Origin of the sequence: Massilia sp. IC2-476 (assembly GCF_020707295.1) — a bacterium.
In the GTDB taxonomy this organism is placed as follows: Bacteria; Pseudomonadota; Gammaproteobacteria; order Burkholderiales; family Burkholderiaceae_D; genus Telluria.
Window position 1 is genome coordinate 155,613 of sequence record NZ_JAJFER010000005.1, and the last position, 13,910, is coordinate 169,522.

Below are 13,910 nucleotides of genomic sequence, written 5' to 3' on the forward strand. Positions count from 1 at the left end.
CGTCGCCAGATGCTAGCCAATCCGCGCATTGCGTGCCGCCCGTTAGCGCAGCGAAGACCCGGGCCTCAAGATGGCGCCGCCAATGCCTCGTCCACGCCGGCAACTTCCGCACGGCGCTCGCGCCGGCGCCGCAGCACGAAGCTGACCAGCCCGGGCAGCTGCACCGCCACCAGCACGGCGAACGCGGCGCGGTAGGCGATCGCCGGCGCATGGCCGCCCGCATCCGGTGTCCACAGCCCGACCAGCAGGCCGAAGCCCGCCTGCACCACGAAGGCGCCGATGAAGATCAGGAGGTTCAGGCAGGTGGCCGCGCGCCCGGTCAATTCGCGCGGCATCGACTGGGCGATGATGGCGTACTCGATGCCCGTGATCGTCCCCACCAGCGTGAACAGCACCGACAGCAGCTGGAAGCTCGGTTGGTAGTTGACGATGAAGGCCGCCTGCACCAGCAGGAAGACGCCGATGCCGGCCGCCGCCACGTCGAGCGGAGCGATACCGCGCCGCCCTGCCCATTCAGTGATCGTGCCCACCGCGATGGCGCCGAAGATCACCGCGGCCATGCCCATGTAGAGCAGGTAGGCCACCGCATCGTCCGGGAAGCGCGCGACGTCGGTCAGCCAGCGCCCGATCCACAGGCCCTGGATGCCGAAGAACACCGCATGCGGGATCAGCACCAGCGATGCCGTGGTGCGAAACACCGGCGCCCGGAACACCCCGCGCAGGGCTTCGCCAAGCGGGCCGCGCCTGGGCGTCGCCGCCGTATCGCGCGGGTAGAGCAGCGCGATCAGGAGTCCGGAACAGGCGGTGAGCCCGGCCAGGATCGCGAACAGGCCGCGCCAGTCGGTGTACTCGAGCGCCAGGCGCACCGGCATGGTGGCGGTGGCCGCCCCCAGCCCGCCGACAGCGATCAGGTAGCCGTGCACCGAAGGCAGCTTGCTGGGCGCGATCCAGGTGGACACCGCTTTCACCGCCGCCATGAAGCAGCCGCCCAGGCCGAATCCCATGACGGCGCGCGCCACCAGCAGCTGGGTGAAGCCGGTCCCGCGCGAAAACAGCAGGGCGCCGAGCGCGCCGACCAGCATCATTGCCAGCTGCACCCGGCGCGGTCCCCAGCGGTCGAGGGCGATCCCGACCGGCAGCTGGACCAAGGCGAAGGCGAAGAAGAAGGCGCTGGTGAGCAGCCCCAGTTCCCCCGGCGTGAGCGCGAGCGCGCCGACCAGGTGCGAGGCCAGCACCGCGTTCGCATTGCGCAGCAGCGAGGATAGGTAGTGTCCCAGCGCGAAGGGCAGGAACACGTAGAAAAAAACCGCCACGCCGGTCAGGCGTGGCGAAGTGGCGGGCGCCTGCATAGGAGGGGAAAAAGCGGTCCGCAGTGCCGGCTCAGGCAGCGTCCTGGGCGGCGCCCTCGCCTTCGCCGTGCAGCTGGCCGGCCGGCACCAGCGGGATGACGCGTCCGCCGGGTCCCTTGAGCGGGCCGCCGCTCTCCTGCTCGAAGAAGAACTTGTCGCGCCCGAAGGCGGGTTTCAGGTGGTCGAGCCAGGTGGCGTCCGGATCGTACCTGGCGAAGAAGGGACGGCGCACCCATTCGGGATTCCTCGCCTGCAGGAACTGCAGCGCGAACAGCTTCTCGCCGTTGATCGTGACCACGCCGTCGATCACCACCTTGCCCGGGAATGCGCTCATCGAAGGACCGCGCACGGTGCGCGACAGGCCCGACACCATCGAATAGGCTTCCTGGAAGATCTGGTGGGCGCGCGCCAGCGGCAGCGAGAAGTAGTCGCGCGGGCCGGTGTCGCGCTCGACGAACATGTAGTACGGGATGGCGCCCAGGCGCACGCCCGTGGTCCACAGCTCGGCCCAGCTCTTCGGGTCTTCGTTGATGTGGCGGATCAGCGGCCCCTGCATGCGCAGCGTGGCGCCGGTGCCGACGATGCGCTTGACCGCCTGCTGCGCGATCGGATGACGCAGCTCGACCGCATGGTTGTAGTGGCCCATGATGGCCAGGTTCTTCCCCGACCGGACGACTTTCTCGAACAGGCGCAGCAGGTCGTCGCTGTCCTTGTCCGACACGAAGCGTTGCGGCCAGTAGGCCACCGACTTGGTGCCGATGCGGATGTTCTGGATGTGGGCCAGGTTCGGCTCGAGCAGCGGCTCGATGAATTCGCTAAGGGAGCGGGTGTTCATGATCATCGGGTCGCCGCCGGTGATCAGGACGTCGGTGACGTCGGTGTGGCTCTCCAGGTAGGACACCAGTTCGCCGCACTCGCGCGCATCGAACTTCATGTCGTCCATGCCGACGAACTGCGGCCAGCGGAAGCAGAAGGTGCAGTAAGCGTGGCAGGTCTGGCCCGAGCTCGGGAAGAACAGCACGGTTTCCTTGTACTTGTGCTGCAGGCCCTTGAGCGGCGCATCGTTCACGCGCGGGACGTTGTGCGTCATCTGGCCGGCCGGGTGCGGGTTCATGCGCATCCGGATGCCGTGCACCAGCTTCGCGATCGCCGCCTCGTCCTTCTTGTACAGCACCAGGTCGCGCAGCTGCTCGTACTCGCTGGCCGGCAGCATGTCGCGGTGCGGAAAGGTGAGACGGTAGATAGGATCGTCCGGCACCTTGTCCCAGTCGATCAGCTCCTCCAGCACATAGGCATTGACCCGGAACGGCAGCACATGGGAAACCACTTGCACCGCTTCCTGCAACTCCGGCGTCAGCCATTGCCACTGGCGCGCCAGGTGGATGCTCTGCCGGGTATAGGGCTTGAACTTGGAGGGCGTCGATTCGGTCATGATCACGGGAGTTCTCCAGGAAACGAAAGATGGGGATACCGGCGAGGACAAACTTGCATATGCAACGTTGCCGGGAAGAATTCATCTTACGTTCCGGAAATTCCGGAGAATTGCCGTCAATCAATCAGAATGGTCCGATAGCGGGAGCTAGCACAAGGGAAGCGCAGAACGGGTTTCAAGCTGTCAGTTCGAAACTTATCTAAACCTGCACGGTCTCATGGTGCATGGACAAACTGGTTCCAAGCGGTACCGCCGCCTTGGGCGCCTCGACCAGCACATTGCGGCGCTGGGAGGCCCGGGGCCGGCTACGACCAAGCAGGACTGACGGCGGGCAGCGGCGCTACGACCACGCCGCGCCGCGCCAGCAATTCCAGCCTTGCGCAGCAGTACAACCACGGGAGGCGCAGTGCTCGTAGCCCAGCGCATCCGACTCGATCCGAACAATGTGCAAGCGACGTATTTCGCGCGCGCGGCCGGGGTTGCCCGTTTCGCCTACAACTGGGCGCTGGACGCATGGAAAAATCAATATGCGGCCTGCAAGGCCGATCCAGCGTTGCCAAAGCCGGGTGAAGCGGCCTTGCGGCGCCAGCTCAATGCCATCAAGCGCGCGCAGTTTCCATGGATGCTCGAGGTGACGAAGAACGCGCCGCAGATGGCAATCATTCAGCTGGGGCGCGCTTTCGAAAACTTCTTTGCCCGGCGTGCCGGTTTCCCAGTATTTCGCAGGAAAGGACGGGATGACCGTTTCAGCCTGTCCAACGATCAGTTTCGCATGCAAGACAAGCGCATCCGCATCCCCAAGCTCGGCTGGGTCCGGATGTGCGAGACGCTGCGCTTTGCCGGTCATATCGTATCGGCATCGATTTCACGCGTTGCCGGCCACTGGTACGCCAGCATTACCGTGGACACGCCAGAGCATTGCTCACGGCCAGCCGAAACACAAGGCGCGGTCGGCGTGGATCTCGGCATCACGGCGCTGGCCACCTTGTCGACGGGAGAAAAGGTCACGGGGCCAAAGGCGCTTCGGAGCCTGCTGGATCGTGTGCGGCGCCTCTCGCGCAGCCTGTCGCGCAAGGTGAAAGGTTCACGCAACCGTGCCAGGGCCAGGCTGAAACTGGCAAGATTGCACGAGCGAATCGCCAACATCCGCCGTGACAGCCTGCATCAACTCAGCACCAGTATCACGCGCTGCTTTCACACGATCGGCATCGAAGATCTCAACGTGAAAGGCATGATGGCCAATTCCCGCCTGGCGCGCGCCATTGCCGACATGGGTTTGTACGAACTGCGCCGCCAGCTGGAGTACAAGTCGGCATGGCGGGGCGGGCAGGTGGTCGTCGCCGACCGATGGTTCGCGAGCAGTCGCCTGTGCTCTTGCTGCGGCTACAAGCACGAAGCGCTCGGTTTGGGAACAAGGCAATGGACTTGCTCGTGCTGCAAGACGCAACACGACCGCGACATCAATGCAGCCATCAACCTGAAGAACTTGGCGGTGAGTTCCACCGTCGCTGCCTGTGGAGGGGCAGGCGCTGGCCTTGAGCGTAAGCACAGGGCGAAACCGGCCCCGGTGAAGCAGGAATCCAACGGCAAAGCCTGCTCTGCATAGCTTTGCGTAAGTTTGGAGGAACGGACAATTGCCGGTCACGGCTGCCCTACTTCGCCGTACGCTGCCGCATCCACTCGGCAAAATGCCTGCCGACCAGCAGGTCGCCTTCGTAACTCAGGTGATTGTCGTCGCGGTACATCAGGCGCCCGTCCACCATGGCGTGGCAGCGCTCCTTGTCGCACACGGCCTGCGCCGCATCGAACCAGAAGAACTGCTGCGGGAATTCGCGGCTGAAGTCGTCCAGGATGCCGAGCTGGTGTTCGACCTGCTCTTCCCAGTCGGCGCGCGGGATCGCGCACGGCACCCGGGTCGCCGACGATGCCACCCCGGCACGCTTGATGCACGAACGCGGATCGAAGCCCATTTTTGGCACGTCGCTCATGAAGATGACCTGCTTGCCGGCCGCGGTGAAGCGGCGGAAGGTCTCGCGCGCCGCCTCCAGCACGAAGCGCTGGTGCGGATGCCGCCACAGGCGCAGGTGGGTCGAGAACACCACGGTTTTTACCGAAGGCATGGCGAGCGCCAGGTCGAGCATTGGCCCAGTCGCCTCCTGGTAGGGGTCGCCCCGGGTGGGGATGCCCCAGTAAGGATGGCGGGTCGACAGCAGCAGCAGGTTTTCGCCCACGCTGCTGTAGTACTTCTTCAGGCCGGCCACCACGTGGAAAGCGTGGCTGTCGCCGACCAGCACCACGGTCGGATCCCGGTCCGGGTCGGCCAGCTGGCAGTACTCGTAGTCGGTGTCGAAACCAAAGCGCTTGCGGCAGGCCGCGGCGCTGGCGCGGTCCTCGACCACCACCAGCGCCTTGTGGTTGGCGATGTTGTCCTGGATCGGCCTGCGCGCCGGCAGTCCTTCGTTCAGGTAGATATAGGCGCCGCTGCCGGCGCATGCCAGCATCAGCGCACACAGCGCGGCGACGCGGCCCCAGGCGCCGCCCTTGCTTCCTGCGGCGCGCAGCGGACGCTCCACCACGCGCCAGGTCAGCCAGGCCAGCAGCAGCGCGAGCAGCACCAGGCCGGCGCGGATCTGCAGTGCGGGTTCGCGCGACTCGATGATCTGGGCAAAGGACAGCAGCGGCCAGTGCCACAGGTAGAGCGGATAGCTGATCAAGCCAATGCCGACCAGCACGCGGTTCGACAGCACCACGCGGTTGAACCAGGCCTGCGGCCCGGCGCCGATCAGGCATAGCGCGCCCGCCGCCGGCAGCAGCGCCAGCCAGCCGGGGAAGGGGCGCTCGCGCGTGACCAGCGCCAGCCCGGCGGCCAGCAAGGCAAGCCCAAGCCAGGCCAGCAGGTTCGGCCACGCCCCCGGCCACAGCGGATGGCGCATGGCGCTCGGCGGGCGCATCTGCAGGCAGGCCAGGCTCGCGCCCAGCAGCAGTTCCCAGGCGCGGCTGGCCGGCGAATAGAAGGTGGCGCTGGGGTACTGCGCAATGCCGCCGATGTTGACGATGAAGGAGGCCAGCGCCAGCACGGCGGCCAGCGAGAGCAGGTTGAGGCGCAGCCGCCAGCCCAGCAGCAGGACGACCGGCCACAGGATATAGAACTGTTCCTCGATGCCGAGCGACCACAGGTGCAGCAGCGGCTTGGTATGGGCGGCGGTATCGAAGTAGCCGACCTGGGCCCAGTAGAAGAAATTGGCGGCAAAGCCGGCGCCGCCGACCACGTGCTTGCCGAGCTGCTCGTATTCGTCGGGGAACAGGGCGAACCAGCCGAAGGCCATGCAGCCCGCCAGCACCAGCAGCAGCGCCGGGAACAGGCGGCGCACCCGGCGCGCGTAGAAGGCGGCAAAGCCGAAATTGCCCCCGTCCAGCTCGCGCAGGAGGATGCTCGAGATCAGGAAGCCGGAGATGACGAAGAAGATGTCGACACCGATGAAGCCGCCCCTCAGCAGCGACGGAAAGGCGTGGAACAGCACCACCGCCAGCACGGCGAGCGCGCGCAGTCCATCGATGTCGCGGCGATAGGCCAGGTGGGGCGATGCCTGTGCCGACGGATCACCAAGGGAAACCGGTTTTTCTATCTTCATGCCAGCTCATCAACAAAGCTGACAATTCTAAATGACCGGCTTGCTGCAAAACAAAGCTTTTGTTCAAAAACCTTCGGCACATGCGACGTGCATGCGTGTCCGAGTCAGGATCGACTGACGCCAACGCGCAACCTTCCTACGCTGCTGCGCAATGCGATTGCGCCATCGCAATTAGCGCCCTCCCCACCCCGGTACATTTGCCAATGCACTTTAGCAATATTGGTCCCAGAACATTCCACTCGAGGAGTCAACATGAAACTGTTTGCCGCAGCCCTGTGCCTGGCCATCGCCGCCGCCCCCGTCCTCGCCAATGCCCCGACCGAGAAGGACGCCATCGCGATGGTCGAACGCGGGGTCGCCCTGGTCAAGGCCAAGGGCAAGGATGAGATGATGAAGCGTATCAACGCCAAGGACGCCGATTACGTCCAGGGCGAGCTCTACATGGACATCCGCGACCTGAAGACCGGCATCGTGCTGGCCCATCCCTACAACCCCTCGATCGTCGGCAAGGACCTGACCGACGTGCCGGATGCGAACGGCAAGAAGTACCGCCGCGAGATCATCGAGCTGGCCGCCGCCAAGGGCAAGGGCTGGGTCGACTACCAGTACAAGAATCCGACCAGCGGCAAGATCGAGCCGAAGACCACCTTCATCCAGCGCGTCGACGACGTGGTGCTGGAAGTCGGCATCTACAAGAAGTAAATCCCTTATTCCACGCCCGGAGTCAACATGCTGAACAAATTGCGGATCGGCCCGAAACTCCTGCTGGCCCCGGGCCTGGTGCTGGTGCTGCTGACCTTGTTGTCGGCGGCCGCCTATTACGGCATGGTGCGCCAGAACGCCTCGCTCGAGCACATGGTGCAGGTGCGCGCCGCGCGCCTGCAGGCCGTGGCCGACGTGGCGGGCGAGGCGCGTTTTGCGCATGCCAACATCTACCAGCTGCTGGCCTGGGTGAACGGCAGCTTCGCGGCCAACCGCCTGGCCGCGCTGACCGCCGACATCCACAAGAAGCATGCCGGCATCAAGACCCGCCTGGACGAACTGTCCTGGCTGGCCGAGCCGAGCGAGCGCGCGCCGATCGAGAACTCGCTGGCGGCCCTGTCCAGCTACCGCAAGATGGTGAACGAAACCATCGAGCTGGCCCAGGTCGACCAGTCGATCGCCACCAACTCGATGCAGAAGGCCGAGAAGCAGTTCGTCGCCCTCGACACCGGCCTGCAGAACCTGGCGGCGCTGGAAAAGAAGCTGAGCGTGGAAGCCCACGCCGCCGCCAAGGCCGAATTCCGTTCGCTCGGGATCACCATGGCCGGCCTGGTGCTGCTGTCGATCGGGCTGTCGCTGGTGGTGACGATGCTGGTGCGGCGCGCCATGCTGGCCGACATCCGCTCGATCGCCACCGTCGTCAACGAGCTGGCCGACGGCCGCCTGCGTCCTTCCGGCACGCCGGGCAGCGGGCGCGACGAGATCGCGGACACCTCGCGCGCGCTCGACCACAGCATCAAGCGCCTGACCGGCGCCCTGCACAGCATCCTCGGCGCGGTGCGCTCGATCGACACCGCCTCGCAGGAAATCGCCAGCGGCAACCTCGACCTGTCGACCCGCACCGAGCTGCAGGCCGGCTCGCTCGAGCAGACCGCCAGCACGATGGAAGAACTGACCACCGCGGTCAAGGAAAACGCCAACAACGCGCAGTTGGCGTCCACCCTCGCGGCCGAGGCAGCGCAGCTGGCCTCGAACGGCGGCCAGGCCGTGGGGCGCGCCGTGGCGACCATGGAATCGATCCAGGCCAGCTCGCGCAAGATCGTCGAGATCACCGGGGTCATCGACGGCATCTCGTTCCAGACCAACCTGCTGGCCCTGAACGCCGCGGTAGAAGCGGCGCGCGCCGGCGAGCAGGGACGCGGCTTTGCCGTGGTGGCGGCCGAAGTGCGCACGCTGGCGCAGCGCTCGGCGGCGGCGGCGCGCGAGATCAAGGGCCTGATCGCGGACTCGGTCAAGATCATCGAGGACGGCAGCGCCTCGGTGAGCGAGGCCGGCGCCAGCATGGGCGACATCGTCGCCTCGGTACGCCAGGTGAACGACATCATCGGCCGCATCAGCATCGCCAGCACCGAGCAGGCCAACGGCATCGCCGAAGTCAACCAGGCGGTGGGACAGATGGACGGCATGACCCAGCAGAACGCGGCCCTGGTGGAACAGGCGGCGGCGGCCGCCGAAAGCCTGCACGAGCAGACCGTCAACCTGGCCAGGGCCGTGTCGATCTTCAAGCTGGAGGGCGAGGAGATTCCGGCGATCGAGCAGGAACAGGCGGCGCCGGAAGAAGACGGCGAGGATGCGGGCTTCCACGGCCTGCGGGAACGGCGCGCAAGCGCAAGCCCGATGCGCGGGCGCCCGATCGCGGCCCTGCCCGTGGCTGAACGCGCACGCCGGCGGCGTGCCTGATCAGCGGAACGGCCGGCTGACGAAGCGCGAGCCGGCCAGCCCGAAACGCCAGGGCACGTCCATCGCCTTCGAGATCCCGATGCGCGGCCCGGCCACCACCTCCAGCCCCGGACTACCCGGCAGCAGCTCGAACGGTGGCTGCGACAGCGGCATGCCGTTGTTGGCGCGGGTCACGCCCAGCGCCTGGCACAGTTTGCCCGGGCCGGAGCACAGCAGCCACTCGTCGTCCGCGTCGCGGCGCCGGCGCATCTCATCCAACCCTGCCAGCGGTTCCAGTGCGCGGATCAGGACCCCGGCCCCATGACCCTCTTCGCGGCACACGAAGTTCAGGCACCAGTGGATGCCATAGGAGCGGTAGACGTAGGCGTGGGCGGGCGGTCCGAACATCGAGGCATTGCGCTCGGTCGGACCGGAAAAGGCGTGCGAGGCCGGATCCTCGCGGTCATAGGCTTCCGTCTCGACGATCCGTCCGCCGACGCCGTTCACCAGGACTGTCACGCCGATCAGCTGGCGCGCGACGATCTCCGCCGGCTGAGTGAAATCGATACCTGCTATTGTCGAAATGGCCATGGCCGGATTCTAGCGCGGGTCGTTTTGCGGTGTCGCTTTGGTGAAATAGATACAAAAAATGATTTGATTGACAAAGCTTCGGAATTGCCTTGCTGCAATAAAATGGGGTCTGAGGTATAGTGGCACGGTTGTTCGCATTCCTCCCGCAATTCCTCCTGCCCGCGCCCATGAATACCGTCGCCGATCCCGTTCCGCAACTCGACCAGGTCGATGCCCTGATCAAGTCGATCCGCATCCCGCCCCGGCCGAGCCTGCTCGCCGACATGCAGCGCGAACTGGCTTCGGAAGATCCGTCGCCGGAAGCGATCGGCAAGATCGTGGCGAGCGACGTCGGCATGTCCGGCGCCCTGCTGAAGCTGGCCAATTCCTCGATCTACGGCGGGCGGCGCAAGGCCAAGTCGGTCGAGCAGGCAATCCTGTTCCTCGGCATTAACCAGGTCGCGGCCCTGATGACCGGCCTGCTGGCGCGCCAGGCGATCCCCACCAACAGCGCGGCGCTGGCCAGCTTCTGGGACATCAGTACCCGGCGCGCCCAGGCCATGGTGTTCCTGTCGCGCCGCCTGCGCATCGGCGAGCCGGACGTGGCCCACACCTTCGGCCTGTTCTGCGACACCGGCGTGCCGCTGCTGATGGACCGCTTCGCCGACTACGCCGCCACCTACGCAGCCGCTTCGCTGGAAGCCGAGCGTCCGTTCACCGCGCTGGAAGACGAGCGCCACTCGACCTCGCACGCCGCGGTCGGCTGCCTGCTGGCGCGCAACTGGGGCCTGTCGGGCGACGTCGGCTGGGCCATCCTGCACCACCACGATTTCGCGGTGCTGGAGGACGCCTCCACCGCCGGCGCCGTGCGTTCGCTGGTCGCCCTGTCGGTGCTGGCCGAAAGCGCCATTTGCCGCTACCAGGGCCATGCCGAGTCGCTCGAGTGGAACAAGGGCGGCGCCAGGGCCTGCGCCTACCTCGGCCTGTCTGACGAAGAAACGGCCGAGCTGCTGGACGAACTGGTCGAAGCCTTCCACGAAGAGTGACAGCATTTTTGACATCGCTCCGGTAGAGGCAGATACTGCGTGCTGTAAGTACGAGTGCCCCTGGAGTGAGTCATGAAACGCATCGCCATCCTGTTGTCCCTGTCCCTGCTGGCCGGCTGCGCCAGCGTGCAGCCGCCTGCTGCCCCGACACCCCTGTTCGCCGATGCGCGTTTTGCGCCGCCTTCCGAAAAAATCGGCGCCGACGACCTGTTCACGCTCAGCCCGGCAATGCGCTCCTACCTGAACAGCCAGGCCTTCGGCCGGCAGCTGCGCCAGCACGGCCAGCGCCAGGGCCTGGTGCATGCGCTGTACAGCAAGAACGACCTGATGCTCGAGTACGAATCCGCGCGCACCCGTACCGCCGCGCAGACCTTCGCCGACCGCTCCGGCAACTGCCTGTCGCTGGTGATCATGACCGCCGCCTTTGCCAAGGAACTGGGCATGCCGATCCGCTTTCGCAGCGTCGACGTGGACAGCACCTGGAGCCGTACGGCGGGTCTCTACCTGGCCAGCGCCCACGTCAACATCAGCATCGGCAGCCGCCGCGAGGCCGGCATGCGCAGCACCGACCAGGACGACATGCTGCTGGTCGACTTCATCCCGCAGAGCGAAGCGCAGCGCATCCGCGCGCGCGAGCTGGAAGAAGAAGAAATCGTCGCCCTCTACCTGAACAACCGCGCGGCCGAGATGCTGGTGCACGAGCGCCTCGACGACGCCTATTGGTGGGCCCGGGCGGCAGTCGACAAGCGTCCCGGCATGGTCCCGGCCCTGAACACCCTGGCCGTGATCTACGACCGCCACGGCGACCGCGCGCTGGCCGAGCAGACCTACCGCGCGGCGCTCGAACGCGAGCCGGAAAACATGATGGTGCTGCGCAACCTGCAGCCGGTGCTGGCCGCCCAGGGCAAGCATGCGGAAGCGCAGGCACTGGCGCAGCGCATCGCCGCCATCGAGCCCTTCCCGCCCTACCACTACTTCGACAAGGGCATGGTCGCGCTGCGCGAGGGCGACTACGGCAAGGCGCGCGAGCTGTTCGAGCGCGAGGTCAAGCGCGCCCCCTACAACGACGAGTTCCGCTTCTGGCTCGGCGTCTCGCACCTGAAGCTGGGCGACATCAAGGACGCGCGCGAGCAGATCGCCAAGGCCCTCGACACCAGCACCCGCCAGGAAATGCGCCAGGTGTATTCGGCCAAGCTGGCGCACCTGCGGCGCACCGGCACGGCGACCGGCACCCTGATCCGCTGAGGCACCCGATCCGCCGCGCTTGACAGCCGGCGGATAAAGGGCAAGAATACGATTAACTAATTAGTTAATTAAAGAATGAACTCAAACCTGGACAAGACGTTCGAAGCCCTGGCTTCGCTGCCGCGCCGCAAGATCCTCGCCCTGCTGTCGAATGTCGAACTGACGACTTCCGAACTGGCGGAACGGCTGGGGATCAGCGCGCCGGCCATCTCGCGCCACCTGTCGGTGCTGGAAAACGCGGCCCTGGTCACGAGCGAGCGGCGCGGGCAGTTCGTGTACTACACGCTCAAGCCCGACAGCCTGGTCAACCAGCTGTCCGGCTTCATGTTCGAACTGTGCCCGACAGCCGGGCCCCTGAAGCGCGAATCGAAGGCAATCGCGGCAAAGCGCAAGACAAACTGACATCCGGAGGCGGCAATGGCAGATCGGCAGGCGGCAGGCGGTAACGTGTTCGCAGGAAGGGTGCGCTGGGAGCCGGTGCGCTCGCTGTGGTGGACCGGGATGACGGGCGTGGCCATCGTCGGCGGCGCCCTGACCTTCAGCTGGACGGCGCTGGCGGTCTTCCTCGCCACGACCGCAACCGTGCTGCTGTTCGGGCATTCGCTCGGCAGCCACCGCAAACTGATCCACGACAGCTTCGCCTGTCCGCGCTGGCTCGAATATCTGCTGGTCTACCTGGGCGTGCAGGTCGGCCTGTCCGGGCCGCTGGGACTGGTGCGCCAGCACGACCTGCGCGATCATGCGCAGCGCCAGCCGGACTGCCATCCCTTCCTGCGCCACGGCGCCTCATTCTGGCAGGACGCCTGGTGGCAGCTGCACTGCCGCCTCGAACTGGACGACCCGCCGCAGCTGGAACCGGCACCAGGCATTGCCGCCGACCGCTTCTACCGTTTCCTGGAACGTAGCTGGATGCTGCAGCAGGTCCCGCCGGCGCTGCTGCTGTATCTTGCAGGCGGCTGGGCCTTCGTGATCTGGGGCGGCTGCGCCCGCATCGCGGCCGGTGTCACCGGCCACTGGCTGATCGGCCACTTCGCCCATAACCACGGCGCCATGCACCACAGCGTAGACGGCGCGGCGGTACAGGGACGCAACGTCAGGCTGGCTTCGCTGCTGACCATGGGCGAATCCTGGCACAACAACCACCATGCGTTTCCCGGCTCGGCGCGCCTCGGCCTGTATCCGGGCGAATGGGATCCCGGCTGGTGGGTGCTGGTGCTGCTGCGCCGGCTCGGCCTGGTGTGGCGCATCCGGCTGCCGCATGGCTGCCCGGATAGGCCCGAATTACGTCGGCTGGACGATGTACCCTGCGCGGCGGCGCCGGTGCCGCAATCCCTGGCCGACATGGTTCGCAACAGCGTGGCTGTCGCTGCTGCACTGTTCACGCAGGCTGCTCCCGTAAGCTTGGATGGACCATGCGCGACCATGTCAGTGTCCTGCATGCGCAGGCTGGCCGGGCCCAGGGCCGTGGTGACGCGCAACCCGGCGCAACCGAGACTGCGGCTGAGGCTCGGCTTCGCCAGCGTGGTCGGCCTGCCCGCGTTCCTGCTGGCCATCGGTAGCCGCAACGCCTGTTCCGCGGTCGTGGCGGTCTTGCTCCTGCCCGCTGCGCTGCTGGCGGAATCCCTGCGCGGCCAGCTAGCCTGGTCCGAATAAGGAGGACTGGGCCGGCGCCGAGTTGCCCGCCGGTGCAGGCTCGGACAGCTGGCGCCAGACGGCGAGCTTCTGCTCGAAGCTCATCGCCATGTGCGCCGGAGAGCTCGACGGCAGCACGACGGTGCGATAGCCGGCCGCCGCGAACTGCGGCGCGAACTTGCCGGATGCCTGGCCGTTGAAACCGACCGTCTCCAGTTGCGGGCACAGCGCGCGTAAGCGCTCGAAATCGTTGGCGGCCGGGTTGCGGATGGCGGAGTCCAGGCTGCCTTCGCGCTCGCAGCCGGCCAGTACATCCCACAGGCCGAAGCGGTGCGCCAGTAGGCGCGGCAGGCGCTCCTCATACGGCAGGCTGGCCAGGTCTTCCCCGATCACGGCCGATATCAGCGGCCAGAACTGGTTGCGGGGATGCGCATAGTAGCGCTGCGCCGCCAGCGAGGCTGCACCGGGAAAGCTGCCGAGGACGAGCACGCGGGTGCCTGGTGCGATCACCGGCGCCAGGCCGGTCAGGGAAGGTGTGGAAGTCGCCATGACGCGATTGTAGCCGGGCGAAAAAAAGCGGCGA

Annotated in this window: 13 protein-coding genes; 8 read left to right on the forward strand and 5 right to left on the reverse strand. The window is 66.4% G+C overall.

Features of this window, described 5'->3' with window-relative positions; all coding sequences use genetic code 11:
- Positions 1-65: 65 nt before the first annotated feature.
- Positions 66-1,349 (reverse strand): MFS transporter, encoded by a 1,284-nt coding sequence (locus LK539_RS14950; protein ID WP_227801811.1) that lies wholly within the window; start codon positions 1,347-1,349, stop codon positions 66-68.
- Positions 1,350-1,380: 31 nt separating this feature from the next.
- On the reverse strand, positions 1,381-2,781 hold the full coding sequence (locus LK539_RS14955; protein WP_227802090.1) for a KamA family radical SAM protein: 1,401 nt from the start codon (positions 2,779-2,781) through the stop codon (positions 1,381-1,383).
- Positions 2,782-3,005: 224 nt separating this feature from the next.
- Between LK539_RS14955 and LK539_RS24550 the strand changes: the two genes are divergently transcribed.
- Together LK539_RS24550 and LK539_RS14965 are read left to right on the forward strand one after the other, a co-directional pair.
- Complete coding sequence (locus tag LK539_RS24550; protein WP_227801812.1) at positions 3,006-3,197, forward strand: MerR family DNA-binding transcriptional regulator; 192 nt, start codon at positions 3,006-3,008, stop codon at positions 3,195-3,197.
- Positions 3,188-4,387 carry a transposase gene (locus LK539_RS14965; protein WP_227801813.1) on the forward strand — a complete coding sequence of 400 codons (1,200 nt, stop codon included), beginning with the start codon at positions 3,188-3,190 and terminating at the stop codon, positions 4,385-4,387. The genes LK539_RS24550 and LK539_RS14965 overlap by 10 nt, the downstream gene beginning before the upstream one ends.
- A 46-nt stretch (positions 4,388-4,433) precedes the next feature.
- Here LK539_RS14965 and LK539_RS14970 read toward each other — a convergent pair whose 3' ends face one another.
- Complete coding sequence (locus tag LK539_RS14970) at positions 4,434-6,413, reverse strand: acyltransferase family protein (RefSeq protein WP_227801815.1); 1,980 nt, start codon at positions 6,411-6,413, stop codon at positions 4,434-4,436.
- 252 nt (positions 6,414-6,665) lie between these two features.
- Between LK539_RS14970 and LK539_RS14975 the strand changes: the two genes are divergently transcribed.
- Together LK539_RS14975 and LK539_RS14980 are read left to right on the forward strand one after the other, a co-directional pair.
- Positions 6,666-7,115: a cache domain-containing protein gene (locus tag LK539_RS14975; RefSeq protein WP_227801816.1), complete on the forward strand. Its 450-nt coding sequence runs from the start codon at positions 6,666-6,668 to the stop codon at positions 7,113-7,115.
- A 27-nt stretch (positions 7,116-7,142) separates the two neighbouring features.
- Positions 7,143-8,855, forward strand: coding sequence for a methyl-accepting chemotaxis protein (locus LK539_RS14980; protein ID WP_227801817.1), 1,713 nt, complete (start codon positions 7,143-7,145; stop codon positions 8,853-8,855).
- On the opposite strand, the gene LK539_RS14985 is transcribed toward LK539_RS14980, so the two are convergent.
- A complete protein-coding gene (locus LK539_RS14985; protein WP_227801818.1) occupies positions 8,856-9,425 on the reverse strand; it encodes a DNA-3-methyladenine glycosylase in 570 nt (189 codons plus the stop codon).
- A gap of 167 nt (positions 9,426-9,592) precedes the next feature.
- Between LK539_RS14985 and LK539_RS14990 the strand changes: the two genes are divergently transcribed.
- The 4 genes from LK539_RS14990 to LK539_RS15005 all read left to right on the forward strand — a co-directional run bounded on the left by LK539_RS14990 (position 9,593) and on the right by LK539_RS15005 (position 13,348).
- A complete protein-coding gene (locus LK539_RS14990; RefSeq protein WP_227801820.1) occupies positions 9,593-10,450 on the forward strand; it encodes an HDOD domain-containing protein in 858 nt (285 codons plus the stop codon).
- Between the two features lie 72 nt (positions 10,451-10,522).
- Positions 10,523-11,695 carry a tetratricopeptide repeat protein gene (locus LK539_RS14995; RefSeq protein ID WP_227801821.1) on the forward strand — a complete coding sequence of 391 codons (1,173 nt, stop codon included), beginning with the start codon at positions 10,523-10,525 and terminating at the stop codon, positions 11,693-11,695.
- Positions 11,696-11,770: 75 nt separating this feature from the next.
- Positions 11,771-12,097: a helix-turn-helix transcriptional regulator gene (locus tag LK539_RS15000; RefSeq protein WP_227801823.1), complete on the forward strand. Its 327-nt coding sequence runs from the start codon at positions 11,771-11,773 to the stop codon at positions 12,095-12,097.
- Positions 12,098-12,112: 15 nt separating this feature from the next.
- Positions 12,113-13,348: an acyl-CoA desaturase gene (locus LK539_RS15005; protein WP_227801824.1), complete on the forward strand. Its 1,236-nt coding sequence runs from the start codon at positions 12,113-12,115 to the stop codon at positions 13,346-13,348.
- Here the strand turns inward: LK539_RS15005 and LK539_RS15010 are convergent.
- A complete protein-coding gene (locus LK539_RS15010; protein WP_227801826.1) occupies positions 13,331-13,876 on the reverse strand; it encodes a DNA-deoxyinosine glycosylase in 546 nt (181 codons plus the stop codon). The two genes, LK539_RS15005 and LK539_RS15010, sit on opposite strands and share 18 nt — an antisense overlap.
- Between the last annotated feature and the right edge of the window lie 34 nt (positions 13,877-13,910).

Coding starts and splice junctions, on each gene's coding strand:
- LK539_RS14950 (WP_227801811.1), bottom strand. CDS start 1,349: ATGCAGGCGCCCGCCACTTCGCCACGCCTGACCGGCGTGGCGGTTTTT.
- LK539_RS14955 (WP_227802090.1), bottom strand. CDS start 2,781: ATGACCGAATCGACGCCCTCCAAGTTCAAGCCCTATACCCGGCAGAGC.
- LK539_RS24550 (WP_227801812.1), top strand. CDS start 3,006: ATGGACAAACTGGTTCCAAGCGGTACCGCCGCCTTGGGCGCCTCGACC.
- LK539_RS14970 (WP_227801815.1), bottom strand. CDS start 6,413: ATGAAGATAGAAAAACCGGTTTCCCTTGGTGATCCGTCGGCACAGGCA.
- LK539_RS14975 (WP_227801816.1), top strand. CDS start 6,666: ATGAAACTGTTTGCCGCAGCCCTGTGCCTGGCCATCGCCGCCGCCCCC.
- LK539_RS14980 (WP_227801817.1), top strand. CDS start 7,143: ATGCTGAACAAATTGCGGATCGGCCCGAAACTCCTGCTGGCCCCGGGC.
- LK539_RS14985 (WP_227801818.1), bottom strand. CDS start 9,425: ATGGCCATTTCGACAATAGCAGGTATCGATTTCACTCAGCCGGCGGAG.
- LK539_RS14990 (WP_227801820.1), top strand. CDS start 9,593: ATGAATACCGTCGCCGATCCCGTTCCGCAACTCGACCAGGTCGATGCC.
- LK539_RS14995 (WP_227801821.1), top strand. CDS start 10,523: ATGAAACGCATCGCCATCCTGTTGTCCCTGTCCCTGCTGGCCGGCTGC.
- LK539_RS15000 (WP_227801823.1), top strand. CDS start 11,771: ATGAACTCAAACCTGGACAAGACGTTCGAAGCCCTGGCTTCGCTGCCG.
- LK539_RS15005 (WP_227801824.1), top strand. CDS start 12,113: ATGGCAGATCGGCAGGCGGCAGGCGGTAACGTGTTCGCAGGAAGGGTG.
- LK539_RS15010 (WP_227801826.1), bottom strand. CDS start 13,876: ATGGCGACTTCCACACCTTCCCTGACCGGCCTGGCGCCGGTGATCGCA.